Origin of the sequence: Nostoc sp. DedQUE08, from assembly GCF_034530895.1 — a bacterium.
In the GTDB taxonomy this organism is placed as follows: Bacteria; Cyanobacteriota; Cyanobacteriia; order Cyanobacteriales; family Nostocaceae; genus Nostoc.
Genome location: NZ_JAVRCD010000014.1, coordinates 85066 through 103049, shown reverse-complemented (window position 1 = coordinate 103049; position 17984 = coordinate 85066). Strand labels below are relative to the sequence as shown.

At 40.7% G+C, this 17984-nt stretch carries 12 protein-coding genes and 1 CRISPR repeat array; of the genes, 3 read left to right on the top strand and 9 right to left on the bottom strand.

Annotated features, from left to right (window positions below; all coding sequences use genetic code 11):
- Positions 1-331: 331 nt before the first annotated feature.
- Positions 332-1731: a CRISPR direct-repeat array (repeat unit 37 nt; unit sequence ATTGCAATTCATCAAAATCCCTATTAGGGATTGAAAC).
- 95 nt (positions 1732-1826) lie between these two features.
- The 8 genes from hetF to RMY64_RS11965 form a co-directional block, all read right to left on the bottom strand.
- Positions 1827-4325, bottom strand: a complete 2499-nt coding sequence (hetF, locus tag RMY64_RS12000; protein WP_322700161.1) for a cell division protein HetF — start codon at positions 4323-4325, stop codon at positions 1827-1829.
- A 698-nt stretch (positions 4326-5023) separates the two neighbouring features.
- Positions 5024-5185 (bottom strand): hypothetical protein, encoded by a 162-nt coding sequence (locus tag RMY64_RS11995; protein WP_322700160.1) that lies wholly within the window; start codon positions 5183-5185, stop codon positions 5024-5026.
- Positions 5186-6434: 1249 nt separating this feature from the next.
- A complete protein-coding gene (locus tag RMY64_RS11990; RefSeq protein WP_322670868.1) occupies positions 6435-7190 on the bottom strand; it encodes an FHA domain-containing protein in 756 nt (251 codons plus the stop codon).
- Between the two features lie 696 nt (positions 7191-7886).
- A complete protein-coding gene (locus tag RMY64_RS11985) occupies positions 7887-9482 on the bottom strand; it encodes a serine/threonine-protein kinase (protein ID WP_322670867.1) in 1596 nt (531 codons plus the stop codon).
- A 692-nt stretch (positions 9483-10174) separates the two neighbouring features.
- Positions 10175-11005, bottom strand: a complete 831-nt coding sequence (locus RMY64_RS11980) for a phytoene/squalene synthase family protein (protein ID WP_322670866.1) — start codon at positions 11003-11005, stop codon at positions 10175-10177.
- Between the two features lie 838 nt (positions 11006-11843).
- Complete coding sequence (locus tag RMY64_RS11975; RefSeq protein ID WP_322670865.1) at positions 11844-12287, bottom strand: thioesterase family protein; 444 nt, start codon at positions 12285-12287, stop codon at positions 11844-11846.
- Between the two features lie 41 nt (positions 12288-12328).
- The gene (locus RMY64_RS11970; protein ID WP_322670864.1) at positions 12329-12916 is read right to left on the bottom strand and encodes a TetR/AcrR family transcriptional regulator; all 588 of its coding nucleotides are present in this window, start codon (positions 12914-12916) and stop codon (positions 12329-12331) included.
- Positions 12917-13066: 150 nt separating this feature from the next.
- A complete protein-coding gene (locus RMY64_RS11965; protein ID WP_322670863.1) occupies positions 13067-13318 on the bottom strand; it encodes a hypothetical protein in 252 nt (83 codons plus the stop codon).
- Positions 13319-13748: 430 nt separating this feature from the next.
- Between RMY64_RS11965 and RMY64_RS11960 the strand changes: the two genes are divergently transcribed.
- Positions 13749-14546 carry a sulfite exporter TauE/SafE family protein gene (locus tag RMY64_RS11960; RefSeq protein WP_322685895.1) on the top strand — a complete coding sequence of 266 codons (798 nt, stop codon included), beginning with the start codon at positions 13749-13751 and terminating at the stop codon, positions 14544-14546.
- A 50-nt stretch (positions 14547-14596) separates the two neighbouring features.
- Here the strand turns inward: RMY64_RS11960 and RMY64_RS11955 are convergent, their stop codons facing one another.
- Positions 14597-15259, bottom strand: coding sequence for a cadmium resistance transporter (locus RMY64_RS11955; RefSeq protein WP_322700159.1), 663 nt, complete (start codon positions 15257-15259; stop codon positions 14597-14599).
- Positions 15260-15502: 243 nt separating this feature from the next.
- Between RMY64_RS11955 and RMY64_RS11950 the strand changes: the two genes are divergently transcribed.
- A complete protein-coding gene (locus RMY64_RS11950; protein WP_322700158.1) occupies positions 15503-17089 on the top strand; it encodes a hypothetical protein in 1587 nt (528 codons plus the stop codon).
- Positions 17090-17289: 200 nt separating this feature from the next.
- Positions 17290-17976 (top strand): cadmium resistance transporter, encoded by a 687-nt coding sequence (locus RMY64_RS11945; protein ID WP_322670859.1) that lies wholly within the window; start codon positions 17290-17292, stop codon positions 17974-17976.
- Positions 17977-17984: the final 8 nt, after the last annotated feature.

The window sequence follows — 17984 nt, the reverse complement described above, 5'->3', positions numbered from 1 at the left end:
AAGGCAGCGATCGCGCCCCCCATCACCATTAGATTATTTTTAGCGATCGTATCTCTCATAGAGTTACTGTATGTCAAATGCGCGAATGGGTAGGTGTACAAATTCCACAGCCACAAAAAAGTGCTTCTATGTCAATACCAGTAAGCATTTCACCCCAATCATCACCCAATTATCATCCGCGCAATCTCTGAAATGCTTACAAAAACTAGGATGTCAGCCTTTAACTTTTCCCAGCACTCTTCCCAAAGGAATTTTCTAATGCTATGATTGCTCCAGAATCGCGCAACCGCACCTTGAAAACTAAATACAGCTTGGCTTTCAGGCTCCCGCTATTGCAATTCATCAAAATCCCTATTAGGGATTGAAACCCAGTAGCAACAGTTTTAACTACATTTAATCCATATTGCAATTCATCAAAATCCCTATTAGGGATTGAAACCTCAATGCCGATGACAGTTTGCCATAACAAAATACCGAATTGCAATTCATCAAAATCCCTATTAGGGATTGAAACAGATCCATCTTTACAATATCCTCAATATCCTCAAATTGCAATTCATCAAAATCCCTATTAGGGATTGAAACGGGCTGATTTGGCTGTGGATATAACTTGCCCTGGTATTGCAATTCATCAAAATCCCTATTAGGGATTGAAACCTGTAGCCTGCTTTTCCCCCTTGGGAGAGTAGGCTATTGCAATTCATCAAAATCCCTATTAGGGATTGAAACGCAGCAATGATGTCGCGGGCTTACATGACCCGCGACATTGCAATTCATCAAAATCCCTATTAGGGATTGAAACGCTGTGGATGATTCGCCACTTGAAAGCATCGGATTGCAATTCATCAAAATCCCTATTAGGGATTGAAACTTACCCTTTTGCTACAAAACGGACATCAACTGTTATTGCAATTCATCAAAATCCCTATTAGGGATTGAAACTACTCATGAAGACGTAGTAAAACTTGGGTGGACTTATTGCAATTCATCAAAATCCCTATTAGGGATTGAAACTTAATGTTTATTTCAAACTTCCATGTACAACATTTGATTGCAATTCATCAAAATCCCTATTAGGGATTGAAACGTCTCTGCCACCCTCAAACACCAAACCTTCAATCATTGCAATTCATCAAAATCCCTATTAGGGATTGAAACATTTCTTGAGGGGGGTCTAGGGGGGAAATCAAGTATTGCAATTCATCAAAATCCCTATTAGGGATTGAAACAATGATTAGTTGTATATCAGGTTTATCCCAAGACATTTATTGCAATTCATCAAAATCCCTATTAGGGATTGAAACAGAAACGGCTGTAGGCAACGCTGTAACTGCTGCTATTGCAATTCATCAAAATCCCTATTAGGGATTGAAACTTAAGCAACAAACGCTCGTATTCATCAACTTGAGGATTGCAATTCATCAAAATCCCTATTAGGGATTGAAACCCCAGGCTGTTATGCTTCTGGATTAAGAGACATTATTGCAATTCATCAAAATCCCTATTAGGGATTGAAACGCATCCTCAAAGCTTAATGGGTCTGTGATTATTTGATTGCAATTCATCAAAATCCCTATTAGGGATTGAAACGAGACAGTTTCTAGCCAAGAGGATGTGAGTATAATTGCAATTCATCAAAATCCCTATTAGGGATTGAAACGCTCCAGAGCCATCGCTGGGAGCTTCCAATAATCATTGCAATTCATCAAAATCCCTATTAGGGAAGCTGAAACCCCATATAGGTTTTAGCATTAGCGTTGCTAAAACCTTCTTCCCTCCTGCCTCTTGCCTGATCCCAACGAAAAATATTTACACGCACCAACTGATTACTGTTCTTCGCCTTTTTCTTGAAGGAGCGATCGCCAATCTTCAATCGCCTTCTCCGTCCACAGCCAATTTTTAGCTAATTTATCTACCTGGAAATTTTCTCGATCGGACTTGAGAACCGTTTGCCGCAATTTGATCGCTTCATTCAAATATTGCGTCTGCTTTCCATTAGATTGACTAAGTGCAGATTTATACAATCCAAGAGCTAAACCAGCATAAGAAGTTAAAGCATCTTGAGGAACTGTTGTATTTCTGGATGTTGAATTTGTGTTCTGTTCTTTGAGAGCTAAATTCAAAGCCTTGAACCAAGCATCATTGGCGCGATTCAGATTGCCTTCTGTGTAGTAGGCAAATCCCAAAGCGTTATTATATAAAAGCGATTCGGGTTTAGCTTTGGCAGCAGTTTCCCAATAACGACGGGCATCATCAACGCTATAGTTATTGTCTCCAGTTTGGATCGACTGCCACGCCAATCGCCCCTTGTAAAAATTCACAGATGGATCGTCAGCTTGTTTACTAGGAATTAGTTTTAAGGAAGTTTCAGCCGCAGCCAGTGCGCCGCGATTCAGTAGTTCTTCTACAGCCAATAACCCACCTTGCAAGTCACCCTGACTCAATTTTTCCGTAGCAGTAGCGGTGACAATTCCAGTTGCTTCTATTCCTAAATCGATATTCGGCTGCTTTTGAATCGGTCGAGAATCAGGTAGAGACTGGGCGGGAATTTCTGGTATTTTAGGCAGTGCTTGGGGGCGATTTTGCCACCAATTTAAACCGATCGCAGCAGCGATCGCACCGATCCCCACAACACCCACAATCGGCCACAACTTGCGGCGACGGGTACGATTTCTTGACGGGGGTGGTTGCGATTGCGAAAAATTAGACTTTTGCCAATTTTCCTCAAGGTTCCCAGGAGTTGGAGGTGGCGGTGCTGGAACTTCTCCCCACAAATCTGCTGACTCTTCTGAGGAAGTCGTTTCCTCTGAAATCTGGCTTTGGTGAAGACTATTTTCGCTAATTTGTCGATCCGGTTCAGTTGCAGGTTTTTGGTTATCTAGCTGACGAAACAAATCCGAAACGATCGCAGAATCTTCTTCATAGCTTGGGTCATCATACTCAATTTCATCAACCAGATCGCCCCAAGTATCTTCACCTAGCCAGTCCAACCCAGAATCCCGCGTCAAACCACTAGGAATCATATCTTCCATTCCTAAAGGCATCTCGCTATCATCAGGTATACCAGGGTACATCATGGAAGTTACCCCTAAAGGCGAACTATACTGATTCAGCGAATCTGTACTTGTAGATACCTCAGCTTCCTGACTTAAAAAACCGTCAAATTCTGGCTGGAGATATAAAATCGGTAATGCCCAGTACATCTGGTGAGAACCATAAGCAGAAATTAATCCTTGGCGCACCCGACTTACACACAAATCTACTGGATATCCCTGACTTAAATTGCGGTAAAACAATTGTGTGAGCGTCAACGCCACTTCATCAGGAATCCTTTCTGACATCGCCAAAACGCTTCTAATTCCGCGCTTCACCAGACTTTCTGCTAAGTTTCGTTCGCCAGTATCTCCAGAGGGATTAGACGCTGCTGTGTATGCCCCCAAGCAGGAATTAAACACTGCCATTTGGATATTATTGTTGACAAGCAAACCTGCCAAATCGTCCCCAGTTAAGATTTCCGTTAAGCCAGTTCTGCGACTAACAAGATAAATTTCTCCGCCATTTGCGCCTAAGTTACTATGACCGGAGTAATGGAGAACGTGATATCTACCTTGTTCTAGGGCTTGCGTCAGTTCTTCCCGTCCTGGTTGGTCTAAGACAGTAAGTTCAATTTCTGGGAAACGATTCCGACTTTCACCAAGTCGTGACGTTTGACGGTGAAGTTCCGCTTGCAGTTTAATTGCTTCTTGTTTCTGTAAGTCAAGACGGACTTGATCTGAGGGAGAAGCAATTACCATCAAGACTCTGACACCACCTTGTTCTGGTGGTGTGGGCATATTTTGCGACCGCAAAGGAGAAGCCCCCAAAATTCCACTTTGGAAGCGAGAAAAAGCCACATAAGGCCCAGTGGCCAGAGGGCGATCGCCTGCGTGCATCACTTCCCAAGGCAAACGAGCTAATCTAGTGTCTTTTAGCCCCAAGCGTAAGCGTAGTACTTGTTGATGGTTCTGAGCAATACCTTGGGCAGTAATCCAACTATCTCTGAGAGTGCCTTGAAATAGGGCGTTATAAAATTGTTGACCCAACGCCACCAAATTCACAGAGTTTCTGGCAATATCACTTTCATGCCCGCCAGAGGTAAATGGATCTCCTTGCAACACCGAATTCAACGGGTCATTCATCAAATGCCCAGCAGCCATCAACCAATCAGCTATAGGCCAAGTCACCAATTCTTCTGCCAATGGTACCCCAGGCGCGACTTGTTCCGTCCGCACCAAGTAGTCATTTTGCCCTACAGGAGTTACCGAAATGTGGAATTCCTGGGTCACAGTTTCTCCTGTCCGCCTCCTAAATCTGGTTTGAAACGCGAAAGTTTCAAGTCGATTTTTCGCTTCCTCTGATAATTTAGATGCATCCTGCCCCTGAATGTTTCTGATTCGGTGTCGTTTTGGTTTTTCTGCCTTTACAACTTTATCCGGATCGGATTACCTGGGTCTAGAACACTTAATTGGTAGATGCACCTTGATCTTCAACTCCCCTAGTTGGCTAACACCCACTGGGGGTTTTTTTATTTTTGGCAAACAACAGCAACTTCTGACGCAGATATTCTCTACCAGAAAATAGTGCTTAATCCTAGAATACTTGATTAATAGATGGATGTCCCTCGATCTTTAACTCCCCTAATTGAGTTAATATCCACTTTGGTTTTTTTGAGACACGATAACAATCAATTTTCTCATAAATTTATCCGGAGCATGGTGGTTAAACCTAGAACATTTAAGTGGTAGATGCACCCTGATAACTAGCTCCCCTGGTTGGCTAACGCCCACTGGGGGGTTTTTTTATGAAAATTGAGTCCTATTGATTAACCCTGAAACACCCATTTTGTAAAGCAGCGCACCGATCGTTTAATTGGTAGGTCTGTCCTGATAACTAACCCCTCTAAGGTTTTTCTTCCATCGACAAACAGTAACAACTTCAACTTCTGCTAATTTATCCGGTAGCGACCCATTTATTTTAGAAAAGATTATTGGTAGATGCACCCTGATAACTCACTCCCCTGGTTGGTTAACACCCACTGGGGGTTTTTTTTAATTGCATCACTGATAGCGATCGCAAATGCCTCTCGTAGAGAAATGTAAGCGAGTCTTTTCCTCTCAAAGATGCTACGCGTAGCTTGCTTTTCCATAGAGGTACGAGCTTTACAGCCCATCGTAGACATCAACTCTGATTTAGTTCATTTTTCCCGGAAGATGCTATCTGCCCCTAGAAAAGATTATTGGTAGATGCACCCTGATAACTCACTCTCCTAGTAGGTTAACACCCACTGGGGGTTTTTTTATTAAAAAAATAACTGACTCTGATAACTCACTCCCCTGATAGGTTAACATCCACTGGGAGTTTTTTCTACTACTTGCGTTACCAATAGCGAGACGCATTTGCGTTTCGTAAAGAAATATTAGCGAGTCTTTTCCTCCTTTTCCATAGAGGTACGAGCTTTACAGCCCATTATTGTAGACATCGCCTCTGATTTAGTTCATTTTTCCCGGAAGATGCTAGCTGCCCCTAGAAAAGATTATTGGTAGATGCACCCTGATAACTCACTCTCCTAGTAGGTTAACACCCACTGGGGGTTTTTTTATTAAAAAAATAACTGACTCTGATAACTCACTCCCCTGATAGGTTAACATCCACTGGGAGTTTTTTCTACTACTTGCGTTACCAATAGCGAGACGCATTTGCGTTTCGTAGAGAAATGTTAGCGAGTCTTTTCCTCTTAGAGATGCTACGCGTACCTTGCTTCTCCATAGAGGTACGAACGTTACAGCCTGTTATAGACATCGCCATCGCCTCTGATTTAGTTCATTTTTCCCGGAAGATGCTAGCTGCCCCTAGAAAAGATTATTGGTAGATGCACCCTGATAACTCACTCCCCTAGTAGGCTAACACCCACTGGGGGTTTTTTTATTTAAAAAATAACTGACCTTTGTCCAAATTTATCCGGAGTATGGTCTTCAACCTGAGAACACTTAATTGGTAGATGCACCCTGATAACTAACTCCCCTAGTAGGTTAACACCCACTGGGGGTTTTTTTGCCCTAGACGCATAGCGGTGAGCTACATAACCGGAGTAAATCACTATCACTACTCTTGTTGTTACTCCTGGTAGACCTTGAGTATCTTCCTGTTCCCAGGATAGAGCATAACTTACTCACTCAATTCCTGAATCGCTTTCTTTTTATTGTGAGCTAGAGACGCCACTCCAAAATGATTGCTATGATATTTAATCACATTCTTAATTTTTTTTATATATTTTGACGAGTTTCCTTTTAACTTTCACTATTTGTCTGCCTCAGCAAACCTTACCTTCTCAGCACAGACTAACAGACTAAATATCAGGCTACCGCTAACAGCACTCCCGAAGCAATTGAAAACAGTTAGAAGTTCCAATTTTTTAGCTGGTTGGGATTAGACGGTAATTGTGTGGTAAACAGGCGGTCTAAAATTTCTGATTTCTGTTCTGAACTGAAGTTGTCATAAAAATTTTCAAGCTTCTCAACTATTCCGAAATTTCTGAAAGCCTCTAAATTAGAATCTGGTTTTTCAATTAGAGGTTTTTGTCTATTCTGGGAATAACTAAGTATATCCACTGTATGATTATTCCTTCGATGCACAAGCTGCATCAATAAATCGATTGCAACAGTTGGCAGAACGCGGTAGGTAGAAGTCACAAAAAAATCAAAAGTCATATTTCCTAGACGGATGCGATCGCCGTCTTTAAGCTTAATCGGCCTAACAACGCGATTACTATTCACAAACGAGCCATTGGTACTGTTGAAATCAATTAAGTAAAAGCCTTGCTCGTCAATATGCTGAATAGCAGCGTGGCGACGAGACAGATGATTGTCAGCAATGCAAATACCACTGGTGCGATTACGACCTATCGTCCAGATTTGTTGTGGCTGTCGTAAACTCTGAGTCTGATTGTCGCCCAAGTTAGTCATCAAATAAACAGCAGCACTATCCACTACGCCATGTACGTAACCCGCCTTGACTCTCCTCAACGACGGTTGAGATAGGTTTTCTAGCTGAAGAATTTCATCTAGAAGGCTGCTGTGGTGTTCATACACCTTGAGGAATACTTGATATAAAGTTAATCGCCGTTCTATTTCCGTTTGTGCAAAGTCAGTCATTATACGTAAACCTTATACTACCTGATTTCAGTTGTAATATACATCTCCAGCCGACAATCAGGGATAATTGATTTTTTGCTTTTTACTACCATCTGAAAAATTTAGTGGTTTAGGATCGTGCTATTTTATTTACAAATTTTAGGTTTGGGATTCTCTGTTATTTATAGCCAGAAAAAGCATATAAATACCTTTAGAAAATTATCATGATGCTTTATTGTTTATTGTAAATAATCATTTGTTATTTGTAACAGATAAAAATCATAAAGATTTCATGAAGAAATAACAAATATCTACGTATTTTTGCTAGATATTTGGATATTTATTAATATTCGTGAGAGTGATAGTCATCGATCAACCTAAACATTATACATATTTGTTCGATTTTGAATAAATCTAAGTTTTATCGAGAATAATCAGGGCTAATTTTCCCATATATAAGAAAATTTCAGCATTATGATGCTGATAAAATAAGTGTTTTAAAATTGTTAATAAAAACGGAGAGCTTAAAAGCAGGGGGTTAAGGCTATTCTGCTAATCTCAAATAATTGATTTTAAGAAAAAGGATTCATCCGTCAGGATAATCTAAAACCTAATATAGGAGAAGATTCGCATAGAAATAGGGCGACAAAAGAGGCTATTCCCGATGAATTAGGAAATTCTATCCGTCTATAAATCGGGGTAGTTGACATTTTAAAATCACAACAGGCCTCGTTTTCCATTGGGACGCACAGTCATCCAATTAGTTTTTGCTAGTGCTAGCTGCTCATCAGAAATTTTGGCACTGGTGAGATTAGCACCACACAGATTTGCTCCTCGGAGGTTAGCATTGCTGAGATAAGCATTACTAAGGTCTGCGCCTCGCAGGTCTGCTCCTTCTAAATCAGCATGGTTAAAGTATGCTTTGCTTAAATTAGCATCCTTAAGATTTGCTCGAGTTAGACTGGCTCTGCCAAAGTCACTATTGTGAAGATTTGCTCCCTGAAGATTGGTTTTTTGTAATTGAGCAGAATGGAAATTTGTTTGAGATAAATCAGCACCTTGCAGATTTAGCAAATTTAAATTGTGTAAGGCAAAATCTCGTCTTCCCTTCAGATAAGCTGTTAATAAACCTTGGGTATCTAACTTCCGCCCAACTTTAGAATTTTGACTTTGTGAACCATTGCTGTTGCTACTGAAAGTCGTTGATTTGGCCATCCCAGAACCCTGGTGTAATCCCGCAGCTTCCGCTGCCTTGGCTCGTCTAGCACGAATCGCTGCCGCTACCTGTGCCACTCCAGTGTTGGTAGCAGCAGGGTTGTTACATAAAACAGCAGAATTTTCCAGGTGGTTATATGTTCGCTCTTTAGATCGATTATCAGATTTAGTCAGCAAACCCTTTGCTAAACTATCTAAGTATGGTTCTATTTCCAATGCTCTGAGAACTTCTGCCGCTGACTGATAGCGATTACGTACAGACACCTCTAACATTCTTCGCAACACATTGCCTAAGTGATCGCTCACTTGCACAAGCTGCTCCCACATCATCTCGCCAGTGTTGGGATTGTAATCTAAATCTTTAGGAGTTTTGCTAGTCAGTAAATAAATGCATGTCACACCTAGTGCATAAATATCACTGGCGTAGACTGGACGCATAGCCATTTGCTCTGGAGGTGCAAAACCAGGAGTACCAATAGCATACGCAGTTAATGCTGTCTGTCCTGATGGGCCTGTCGCACTTTGGCTAATTTGGTTCTTGACGGCACCAAAGTCGATGAGTACCATTCTGGCATCTTGAGTGCGGCGGATTAAGTTGGCTGGCTTAATATCACGGTGAATCACCTTTTGATCGTGGATGTATTGCAACAGTGGCAAAATCTCGCTCAAAAATTGCTTGACTCCGGTTTCGCTCAAGATGCCGTTAAGTTTGACCTCCTCTTGCAAGGTGTCACCACTGATATATTCTTGAACTAAGTAGAATTGCTCACTATCTTCAAAATAGTCTAACAATCTTGGCACTTGGGGATGATTGCCAATCTTACCTAGAGTTTTGGCTTCTCGTTCAAAGAGTTCTCTGGCCATCTGTAAAACGTGTGGGGCGCTTCCTGATGGGCGTAATTGTTTGATTACGCAACTCGGTTCTCCTGGTAAGCCTCGATCGTTGGCTAGGAAGGTCGCTCCAAAGCCACCCTGACCTAATGGTTGGATTGCCTGATAACGATCGCGCAACAGTAGTTGCGAGCCACAAGACTGACACCTTTGGCTATATACCAAATTTTCTGGATTGGAACAGGTAGGATTTAAGCAGTAGCTCATGCACTCTCAACTCGCTGCACGAATAATCACGGGGAGTGTTATACTCCCTTCCAATTATTTAGACATTAATCAACTCTTGCCAGGTAATTTTTGCTGGAAATCCTTTGAAGAGTTCCTAAAGTTTAACTGAGATTACCTAAAGCGATCGCTAAACAAGATTATTTATTATACTTACATTGGCAAATACTGTTTATGCTATTTTCTAGCAATTCGTAATTCCTAATAACGCTCTCTCAAGGCTTGTGGCGTTCATCGCGCTATTATCCCATTCAGAAAATCAGCTTTAATCTGGTTTTTGTATGGGAAAATTGGTATTAAAAGGTATTGAAGGGCAGTGCCTAACACCAGTTACTAATTTGGGGAAACCCCAGACGCTCGCGGACTCGCTCTAAGCATTGGCGCAGCCTCTCTAAGAGTTGCTATGCCGTTGGCTAACGCGAGTGCGGGCCGCAGACAAGCCTCTCGTACCACTTTGTGGAAGCAAGCTACGTGTAGCGTCTCCCTTTGGGAGAAGAGAAGGCTTTACGCTGCGCTATTGCTTTTAGCGTCTCCCCTTCCTCCTAAAGGGAGAGGCTAACCTAACGCCAAGGGAGAAAACCGCACTGGCTACCCTACAGAAAGTCGCTGTAGAATTTTGGATGCCCAAATTTGGAGGCAATTTAGAATCATCTTCATTAGTCCTTAAGAGATTATTAGCTAGCTTTCATGTTCACACTAATCAGCTGTTCGATAAGTGCAAAAACATCACTGCGGCTGAGTTTCTCTTTACCATTAGCAAGGGCGTCAAGAGTGCCGTTTGCCAAAGTGAAGGGGATTTGACAAAAATCTAAGGCTGGCCCGGTAGGAAGGTCTTTGATATAAGCTTCTGCCAGGGCTAGATTGCGTCGGGCATAGTCTTGCATATTTTCTGCACTCCAACCTTCTGGGAAGAATTCTACCCCACGCCCCAAATCTTCAGTATGGTTACGCAGGATATTAACTGCTTGTAAACCGCGACCAAACCCAATCGCCTGGGTACGGTTCGTTTGTGTTCCATCATACCAAGTCCATAAGTCAGAAAGTAACAGTCCCACTGCACCTGCAACTCCAAAGGTATAACGATCTAAATCAGATTCTGTATAAATTTTCCAGTTTTTTTCTGCCCAATAAGCCATCCGGTCTGCCATTGCAGCAGTGGCATCCCAAATTCGAGGTGCAATGGTGTCTGGTGCTAGCAGTGACCATTCTCTAATCCTCAAAGTGACTTCTTCTAATGAATTCTCATACCCACTAAATCCTGCAAAGAAAGCATCTACCGCAAAGCCATCAACTCCTGCCTGTAATGTCAAGCTAATCGTTCTTAACAGCTTTGCTTTAGTAGCGTTATCTAGTTCGGGATGATCTTCAATTTCATCAATAGCACGCATACACAAATATGCTGATGCTACTGCTTCTTGCAATCCTGGCGGTAAAACACTAATTGGAATATAAAAAGTTCGGCTAGTTTCTTTGAGGATTTGCAATGCATCTCTACGTAAATTCATGTTTTCACTCCCCACTTGATTTTTGCACCACATGAAGTTTCCAGTTTTTTGATGATACTGGATATAGTTTTGACTAAACTTTAAAAACTATAGACTATAAGATACGCTAGTATTTCATCTAAAAATTGATAGTTTTTGGTGTTGCAATTAACAAAACTCTCAAATTTATCAAAGTCTAGTCTAGTATAGAGGTTTTTGGGTGCAAAAGTGTTTAAAGTGTCGTTTGATATAGCTTTCATAAACTTTTAGCATACATATAAAGAATTATGGTAATATTTGGTTGGATATGACGAAATTGTTCTATAAGCAAACATCCATTTTAGCGATTTGAAAGTGCTTTAAGTCTGCGTTAATCTGACTAAGAAAATGGAATGATTGTATATATAAAGACAATTCAGGAAAAGCTGACAACGGATAACAGCATTGGTATATACCTTTGGATGAGTACAGTGGTTTAGCGAAGAGTTAGGGTCAGTTAAATTGGACGACATATAAGGCTGTAATGCCTGAGTTGTGACTATAGACTATACCTAATCTATTGGAGTCAGAACCGCTTTGCTGTTCAAAGTGACATAAAGTGACCAAAATTCAAAACAAGAAGTTCCCGTATATTTACGAGATTGACAATAAAAGGGAAAATTCCATACCTTTTCCCGACTTTTGCAAGAAGTGGGAATGAGAGGACACCTCCCCATCTGCTCTTAGCAAGGGGAGATGCCATAGGCATTGGGGTTATTTCGCGTATTCATCAAGAATCGGTGTTATAGTCCAGATTATGTTTACAAACAAACCGAATAGTCTGTAAAAACTCAAAAAAATATCGAAGTATTCCTAATTATTAAATTTTCTGAATCCCTTGTTGATATTGTAAATATTTTTTCTGTAATTCCTCTGGAATGGGAATAAGACGATTATTTTGCAGACTGACAAAACCACCCTTCTGACTAGCTACTGCTGCTAACTCATTGTTAGATAAAATTTCAGCTTGCACAGTCCACTTTAAGCGTCCTAAACCACTCAGCCATAAACGTCCAATCACTCGATCGATAATCTTTATTGGACGTTTATATTCAATTTCAGTCCCAGCTAGAATTGGTGTATATCCTAGCTCAATTTGTTGATTGAGTTGCCAATGTTCATCTAAAAACTTTAGACGTAAATCCTCTAGCCATCTGATATACACGATATTACTCACAATTCCCATAAAATCAATGTCGTATGTTTTGACAGGAATTGCTAATACTACTTCTAATGGTCTGTGTAAGTTGTTATTTACTAGCATTATTGATCTTGATATTTTTTAATACTGCTTGGTCTGTTCAATTAAAGAGAAGTTTTCAAGTATTGATTCAGGTGATTCATTACTCTATGGATATGAATTGAATCTCCATAAAGCTTGCTGATCATTATGCCTCCTTCCAGCGTTGCAATTATGATGGTAGCGATTTCATCAGCACTCACTTCCGGGCGAATTTCACCTTTTTCAATTCCTTTTTCAATAATTCGACAAATTAGATGTAGCCAAGAGTTCATCGCTTGTTGAGCACGTTCTCGCAACGCCGGATGAGCATCATCACTTTCCACAGCAGTATTCAGCAGTGGACACCCGCCCTTAATCGGTGGATTTTCTGCAAAGCTACTAAACACCCCAATAATTGCTTGCAGACGTTCTACTGCGTGGTGTTTGCTTCGTAATGCAAATCTAGTATGCTGTTTAATGCGAGCGATCGCAAAATCAAAAGCCTGTAGTGCGAGATCGTCTTTGCTTTGGAAATGATTGTAAATTCCTCCTTTCTGCAATCCAGTTACACGCATAATGTCTGACATCGATGAGCCTGCATATCCCTGTTGGTTAAACAGTTCGGCTGCTTGGTGGAGAATTCTACTTTTTGTTTCTTCGCCTTTGGACATTACAGCGATTTATTAGAGTAGGGAGTTGTGAGTTTATTGAACTAAAAATTACTGTAAATTCAAAATTACCGACCGAACAGTCTTTTTGTTTCTACCATAATATATGTTTGCAGGTCAAGTATTTTTCAACGCTGAGTTCTGAACAAAGATTTATTTGATGAAGTCAAGCCATACATAGATTTGCACGATGGCATTTGAAGTGAAGACAATATACTTAAGTAAGTTAACACAACGTCCAGACAACGCAGATTTCACCCGGTCATAAATACTATTAGTTTTGATGCTACCTCCAGTGTCGGCAATGATAAATTTTGGCATCAACAGAAATTTCAGCAGCAATATTGGCGATTTGAGCTTTGCTAAACAGGATTTTGGCTGGGTTGTAAAAACAAAATTTTCCATGAGTTATTAGACTTGCGGTCTATTATCCAGAGAATATAGCGATATACAAAGCGAATACGCTGGACGTTTGATGGCGTTTACAAGTAAAATACGGTAAGTACATCGCTTTACGGGCTTTTGTATGTAAAACCGCAGAAAAACCAGTAAGAAGTTAATTTTAGTCAAACAACTGACCTATAAGCAGTTATCAAAGTCTGTTTCAGCTAAATGCCAGTTGTCATACTTCCAAAAACTTCCAGACAGGTTTTAAGTTGTCCAGTAATCCTCTGCCCTAACTTTTAGCTGGATAACCTTTCCTTGTGTCACTCATCTTTTGAGAAACACAATAACTTGCCATGACTAGCTCTATCTACCACTGGGCTGTGATTCGGCTGAGTTATTGCTCTCTAGTAGTGAAGTTCTAGCTGACTTTCTCAAACCCCCAAAGAGTATGCACTATTTATTACTACCATTCTTAAGCTTCTTCGTTGGCATCATAGTTGGTTTGACGGGAATTGGCGGAGCCTCTCTCATCACTCCAATGTTGATTTTTGTTTTTCAGGTTCCACCTTCCATCGCTGTGAGTTCTGATGTTGTAGCTGCCACATTGATGAAGGTTGTTGGTAGCGTCAAGCATTGGGAACAAAAAACCCTGGATACAAAAGTTGTCAAATGGTTGGCCTTTGGAAGTGTTCCAGGCTCATTATTCGGAGTGGGGATTTTGCATCTCATTAAACATACAGGTAAGTATAACCTGGATAATATCTTGCTCCGTTTGCTGGGTGGGATGATTTTGCTAGTCACAGTGTTAGCACTAGTGCAATTGTTGTTATTGACTTTTTTCCCCAAATTTAATTTACCCGAACTGCCAAAGTTAGACTTAGAAACTAACTTCGGTCGATTTATAACAATTACTTTGGGAGCAATTTTAGGCTGTTTTGTCGGTCTAACTAGCGTCTCTTCAGGTTCAATGTTTGCCCTAGTGCTGATTGGGTTTTTCCGTCTTGATGCCCGGAAGTTGGTGGGTACAGATATTTCACACGCAGCGATTTTACTGCTGTTTACAGCCCTTGGTCATCTCAGCCTGGGAACAGTTGATTGGAGTTTGGTACTTCCTATATGGTTAGGCTCTGTGCCTGGGGTGTTACTAGGTGCTAAAATCTGCCAAGTAGCTCCGCAACGCCCACTACGGTTTATTATTTACGCCATTTTGATGATGGTAAGTTGGAAATTAGTTCATCAAGTGTAACCAAATTGAGATTTTAGCTCCCAAATCCAGCATTCAAAATCCAACGTTGATTAACTTCTTACCCAAGATAGTAGAGTGAATGTACCTCGCTCATACATAATGAACAGACCCAAGCCAATTAACACAAAAGGTACGGCAGCTTTACCGTAGCGACTTAAAATATTAGCAATGGTAGGTTGACGACTTAAAAAATAAGCGATCGCACACCAAACCCCTACCATGATAAAAAATATACCTAAAATTACTCCCAAACTGGTAAGGTTATGACCAGCGAACAAAGGGATATATATACTAATATTGTCACCACCATTAGCGATCGTTACTGCTGCTACTTTATAGGTTTGAGGATGCAAAATACTCAGAATAAAAGACAATACCGGGTTAGTAGGTGTAGGCTCTTTAAAATCACTACTGACTGTCTGAACTGTTATAGTTTCTTCTTTTCTAAATATTAATTGCTGAATACCAATAGCAATTGGTAGTAGTCCTAGCAATCCTATCCATTCTCGCTGTACAACCAATCCACCAAAAAATCCTGGTAAGCTAGCGATGATAATGGCTGTAAAACCCAGATATTGACCGAGTAAGATATGCCGCCGCCGAAAATTAGCATCTACTTGTGAAAAAAATATTAACAAGATAATGATGTCATCTATGTTAGTGGCGATGAAGGCAATTATCCCTTCACTGAAGGCTGTCCCTAGCTGACTCATGCTGGATTTTTAGAATCTACGATTTACCACCATACCAAATTCACTAATTCGTAATTCGTAATTCGTAATTCGTAATTCGTAATTATTGAGTTTAAATTCCTCACTAAATTATATTTTTTGGTGGTTTATAAGAAAGTTGGGATCTAAATTTCCAACTAATTTAATTACGAATTATTTTAACCTTCTGGCACAACTAAGCTTTAAAATGACAAAGTAATTATTCTCACAAGGAGGATTTTGTCAATGCCTAGACTTACGGTTCCACCTAATTTCATCGGTACTTCCGGTATCGATACTTTAGCCGCAGAAGAGTCAAATGCATCTGTGGCAATTGGTATTGATATTTTAAATGGAGGTGTGATTAATACGTTTTCAGGAAATGACAGTATTTCTGGTACTGGTAAGCCTAGCACAGGTAGTACTAAGCCTAAGAAACCTGTTATTGGCATCGGCATTAATAACAGTGGCACTCTCTATGCAGGGGATGGAAGTGACATGATTGCCGGCATCGGTACTGGCTTGAAATTTATAGGCACTGGCATCAACAACAGTAGTAGTCTCAATGCAGGGAATGGAATTGGCATCAGCAACAGTGGCAGTTTAAAAGCTGGAAACGGAAATGACACTATCACTGGCACTAGTACTGGCGTTACTCCAATCGGCATCAGCAACAGTGGTAGTTTTGATGCTGGAAACGGAAATGACACTATCACTGGCACTGGTACTGGTGGCACTGGCTTCCGTGTCTTTGGTACACCCAATGCTCTTAAAGACCGTAAAGGCGATACTGGAATCGGCATCAGCAACAGTGGCAGTTTTGATGCATGGTATGGAAATGACACTATCACAGGCGTTGGTACTGGCAGTATTGGCATTCAGGGCGGCTTTCAGGGAGGCGATAATTCTAAAGGTGGCGACGGCGGTACTGGAATCGGCATCAGCAACAGTGGCAATTTTGATGCAGGGAATGGAAATGACACTATCACAGGCATTGGTACTGGTGGTAATGGTCGCGAAGGTACCGCCTATGCCTTTACTGCTTCCATCCCCCCCAGTATATTCAGAGGCGAAAGCGGCGATGGCGGTACTGGAATCGGGATCAGCAACAGTGGCAGTTTTGATGTAGGGGACGGAAATGACACTATCACTGGCACTGGTACTGGTGGTACTGGTGGTACTGGTAGCGAAGGTTTCGCCCAGGACACTACTAGTAATTACACGAGCGTAGACGAAAGCGGCGACGGCGGTGCTAAAATCGGCACTACTAGCATCGGCATACAAAACATTAAAAAAGCTATTATCACTACTGGTGAAAACACCGACACGATTGAGGGTTTTGCAACCAGCTTGGAAGCAAACATCCTAGCCTATGGCATCTTCAATGATGGAATCATTGATACAGGTAATGATCATGACATCCTTACTGGACAAGCAACAACCACAATTGGTGGTATTGCCTATGGAATTTATGGGCAAGGAATTATCAGGACTAACGATGGAAATGACAAAATTACCGCTACCAATAATATCGATAAAGTTCAACAGAAAGTCAGTATCGGTGGCGGTATCCGCTTTGAACTAGGGACTGGAAATGACTACTTCAAAGGCTTCGGGTCTGCAATTGTTGATGGCGGAAGTGGTTTTGATACCCTTGATGTGAGCGCTTTCAAGCGTTCTGAAGTTAGTGTATCTGGTGTTATTTCTAGCAATAGTCTAAACCCTGCCAATATTACCTTCAACAACAATGACAATCTCATTACCCTTTCGACAATTGGCTTTGAGAATTTTATCTTTGCAGATAGCTCTTTCTCCTACAGCAGTTTGGCCTAAAACGAGAATTACCACAATTAAATTGTACACATACTGTATACAATTTAATTGTGAGTAAAGTAATGTAGTTTCGGCTTTTGATGCCTTGCTTAATAATTAGTAAAAATTAGTTTTTGAACGAATTGCGTCAGAGAAAGTAGCTGACTACAGAGTAGGATGCTCCCCAATACGTAAAAGCATGTCTATATTTCTCTTAAAATATGAGCGAGTTAGTTACTGCAATGACTACAGGGGCAATTGCGTTCATTGCCACTAATATTGATGATATTGTCATTTTATTGTTGTTTTTTTCTCAAATAAATGCTAATTTTCGCCCCCAGCATATAGTTGCTGGTCAGTTTCTAGGTTTTACGGTTCTGTTAATTCTTAGTCTTCCTGGTTTGTTTGGTGGGTTAGTTTTATCAAAAAGCTGGATTGGATTACTTGGTTTACTACCAATGTCCATAGGTATCAGTAGTTTAGTGAATCGGGAAGAAGATTCATCAAAAGAAGTTATAGCTGGAACAGAAGAAGCGGAAGCATCAACAATTACTAGTTTTTTTTCTCCCCAAGCTTATAGTGTGGCAGCCGTTACAATTGCCAATGGTAGCGATAATATTAGTGTCTACGTGCCTTTATTTGCTAGTAGTAACTTAGAGACTTTTTTAGTGATTATCGGATTATTTTTTCTATTGTTAGGAGTTTGGTGCTACGCTGCATCCAAATTAACTAATAACAGAGTCATCGCTAATGTATTGACTCGCTACATAAATAATCTTGTACCTTTTGTTCTTATCGGATTAGGCGCTTTTATTGTATTAAAAAGTGAAGCTTTGAGTCCAATCAAGTTAGCTGCTAGTTGTTGCTGTTTAACAGTTTTGGTAAAAAGTGATATTGCTAACCATTAACAAAAAAT